Source organism: Pseudorhodobacter sp. (assembly GCF_030452865.1).
Lineage (GTDB): Bacteria > Pseudomonadota > Alphaproteobacteria > Rhodobacterales > Rhodobacteraceae > Pseudorhodobacter.
The window spans coordinates 1-4,163 of sequence record NZ_JAKDLJ010000326.1; the positions used below are offsets into that span (position 1 = coordinate 1).

Genomic DNA, 4,163 nt, shown 5'->3' on the forward strand with positions numbered 1-4,163 from the left:
AAGCCTCCAGCGCCCAGACCTCCATTTCCCCAAGACGCTGTCCGCCGAACTGCGCCTTACCACCCAACGGCTGCTGCGTGACAAGCGAATACGGCCCGGTAGAACGTGCGTGCAGTTTGTCGTCGACAAGGTGGTGCAGTTTCAGCAGGTATTTCACGCCGACGGTGACCGGGCGGGCAAACTGCTCTCCCGAACGACCGTCAAACACGATGGACTGACCGGATTCCGCAAAACCGGCCCGTTTCAGCGCATCGTTGATATCCGCCTCTTTCGCACCGTCAAACACTGGCGTCGCAATCGGCACCCCTTTGGTCACATTGCCCGCCAGTTCAAGGAAGTCTTCCTCGCTCCGGTCGGCAAACGCGGCCTCATAAGTCTCATCGCCGTAGGCCAGCCGCACGGCATCGCGCACCGGCGTCATGTCCCCGGACCGACGATAAGCGTGCAACGCCTCGTCAATCTTCATGCCGAAACCGCGCGCGGCCCAGCCCATGTGACATTCAAGGATCTGCCCCACGTTCATCCGACTGGGAACGCCCAACGGATTAAGGCAGATATCGACGGTGGTTCCATCAGCAAGGAACGGCATGTCCTCCATCGGCACAACGCGGGATACAACACCCTTGTTGCCGTGACGACCGGCCATCTTGTCGCCCGGTTGCAGCTTGCGCTTCACCGCGACGAACACTTTGACCATTTTCATCACGCCGGGGGGCAAGTCATCGCCACGACGGACCTTTTCCACCTTGTCGTCGAACCGCAGGTCCAAAGCGCGCTTTTGCGCCTCAAACTGGTCGTGCAGCGCTTCGACTTCCTTGGCTTCGGACTCTTCGCCCAAAGCCAACTGCCACCACTGACCACGGCTCAGCGTGCCCAAAAGCTCCTCATCAACAGTCGACCCTGCGCGGATACCTTTCGGCCCTTTGACAGCGGTTTTCCCCATGATCAGGGTTTTCAGGCGCGAATAGATGTTCCGCTCCAGGATGACCAATTCATCATCTCGGTCGCGGGCCAGCCGTTCCACTTCTTCACGCTCGATCTGCAAAGCGCGCTCATCTTTGTCCACACCATGACGGTTGAACACACGCACTTCAACGATGGTGCCAAACGCACCCGGCGGCAGGCGCAAGGACGTGTCGCGCACATCCGAGGCCTTCTCACCAAAGATCGCGCGCAGCAGCTTTTCTTCCGGCGTCATCGGGCTTTCGCCCTTTGGCGTGATCTTGCCCACCAGAATGTCACCCGGCTGCACTTCGGCGCCAATATAGACGATCCCGGCTTCGTCGAGGTTGCGCAAGGCTTCCTCACCGACATTCGGGATATCGCGGGTAATTTCCTCTGGCCCCAGCTTCGTATCGCGCGCCGCAACTTCATATTCGTCGATATGGATCGAGGTGAACACGTCGTCTTTCAGAATACGCTCCGAAATCAGGATCGAGTCTTCGTAGTTGTAGCCATTCCACGGCATGAACGCGACGATGACGTTCCGGCCAACGGCCAATTCACCCATATCGGTGCAAGGTCCGTCCGCGATCACCTCATTGCGGGTCACGGTATCGCCCACTTTCACCAGCGGGCGCTGGTTGATGCAGGACGACTGGTTAGAGCGTTTGAACTTGCGCAGACGGTAGATATCCACGCCCGGCTCACCCGGTTCCATCATCTCAGTCGCGCGCACAACGATACGGGCGGCGTCAACTTGGTCGATCACCCCCGCCCGGCGCGCCATGATGGCAGCGCCGCTATCGCGCGCAACGATACCTTCAATGCCGGTGCCAACGAATGGCGCATCGGAACGAACCAACGGCACCGCCTGACGCATCATGTTGGAGCCCATCAGCGCGCGGTTGGCGTCGTCGTTTTCCAAGAACGGGATCAGGGACGCCGCAACAGACACCAACTGCTTTGGCGACACGTCGATCAGATCGACCGCCTCAACCGGGTTCAGCATAAATTCCCCGGCTTTCCGCGTGGAAACCAGATCATTGATAAACCGACCATCGGCGTCCAAGGTCGCGTTGGCCTGCGCTACGGTGTGACGCATTTCCTCGGTCGCCGACATATAAACCACGTCATCCGTGACCTTGCCGTCTACAACCTTGCGATAGGGCGTCTCGATGAAGCCATACTTGTTCACCCGCGCAAACGTGGCGAGGGAGTTGATCAGGCCGATGTTCTGACCTTCCGGCGTTTCAATCGGGCACATCCGACCGTAATGGGTCGGGTGAACATCGCGCACTTCAAAGCCCGCACGTTCCCGTGTCAAACCACCCGGCCCAAGGGCCGAAAGACGGCGCTTGTGGGTGACTTCGGACAAGGGGTTGGTCTGGTCCATGAACTGCGAAAGCTGCGAGGAGCCAAAGAACTCCCGCACCGCAGCCGCCGCCGGTTTCGCGTTGATCAGGTCTTGCGGCATGATGTTATCGATTTCGACCGAACTCATCCGTTCCTTGATCGCACGCTCCATGCGCAGCAGGCCAACGCGGTACTGGTTCTCCATCAACTCACCGACGGACCGCACGCGGCGGTTGCCAAGGTGGTCGATATCGTCGATCTCACCCTTGCCGTCGCGCAATTCGGTCAGCGCCTTGATACAGGCAACGATATCATCACGGTCGAGCGTGCGTTGCGTGTCCGGCTTGCCCAGGTCGAGACGCATATTCATCTTGACGCGGCCAACCGCCGACAGGTCATAGCGTTCGCTGTCGAAGAACAGCGTATCAAACAGCGCAGACGCCGCTTCAACAGTCGGCGGCTCACCTGGGCGCATCACGCGGTAGATATCCATCAGCGCGGTGTCACGGCCCATGTTCTTGTCGGCGGCCATGGTGTTGCGGATGTAGGGGCCGACATTGACGTTGTCGATGTCTAGAACCGGGATGTCGTTGATACCCTGATCCAGCAGAACCTTCAGGCTTCCGCCCTTCACTTCGCCGTCCTTGTCGTATTCCATCGTCAACTCGTCACCGGCCTCGACCCAAATCTCACCGGTTTCTTCGTTGATGATGTCTTTCGCAACATATTTGCCAAGAATCTGATCGAAGGGCAGCAGCAACTCGGTCACCTTGCCTTCGTCAATGATCTTCTTGACCATCCGTGGCGTCATCTTGTCGCCAGCCTTGCACAGCACTTCGCCGGTCGCCGCGTCCACGATATCATATGTCGGACGGGTGCCGCGCACACGCTCCGGGAAGAACTTGGTGACCCATCCCTTGTTCTTTTCATGCTTGTAGCTGACGGTATTGTAATACGCGTCCATGATCTGCTCTTGCCCCATACCAAGTGCATAGAGTAGCGTCGTCACCGGCAGTTTGCGGCGACGGTCGATGCGGGCGAACACGATGTCCTTGGCGTCGAATTCAAAGTCGAGCCACGAGCCGCGATAGGGAATGATCCGGCAGGCAAACAACAACTTGCCACTGGAATGGGTCTTGCCCTTGTCGTGGTCAAAGAACACACCGGGGGAACGGTGCATCTGGCTCACGATCACGCGTTCCGTGCCGTTCACAACGAACGTGCCGTTATGCGTCATCAAGGGCATATCGCCCATGAACACGTCTTGTTCCTTGATATCCTTGACCGAGCGCGCGCCGGTATCTTCATCGACATCAAACACGATCAAGCGCAGCGTCACCTTCAAGGGCGCAGCATAGGTCATGTCGCGTGACTGGCACTCGTCCACGTCATATTTCGGCTTTTCAAGCTCGTATTTCACGAACTCCAGAACAGCCGTTTCATTGAAATCCTTGATCGGGAACACCGATTGGAAAACGCCCTGAATCCCCTCGCCATCGGCGGGCTTCGGGCCTTCGCCCGATTTCAGGAACAGATCATAGGAGGATTTCTGAACCTCGATCAGGTTCGGCATCTCCAGCACTTCACGGATTTTGCCAAAGTAGCGGCGGATTCGCTTTTGACCTACGTAGCTCTGAGCCATGCTCATAGTACCTTTCATCGTTTCGCCGGCGCGTGGGTGTCGGGCCACACTCATGCGCCGCACGGCGATAGGGGTTATCGGTTCCATTCATGCCTTCCGTCCCACCGGAAGGCTCCCGAACCTAGACAACACACCTTGGAAGGGGTTTGAGGCAAAACAACCGGCCAAGCCCCTGCCAAGATATGCTTTCGATGCAGACAGCCGGGCGCGACAATGCCGCACCCAG

1 protein-coding gene is annotated in these 4,163 nt (G+C 58.2%); it reads right to left on the minus strand.

The genetic code is table 11. The features are described 5' to 3' along the window. Window positions 1-3,937 (minus strand): DNA-directed RNA polymerase subunit beta (rpoB, locus tag L0H65_RS15535; RefSeq protein WP_301459970.1); only part of this gene is annotated, 3,937 nt, incomplete at its 3' end. Between the last annotated feature and the right edge of the window lie 226 nt (window positions 3,938-4,163).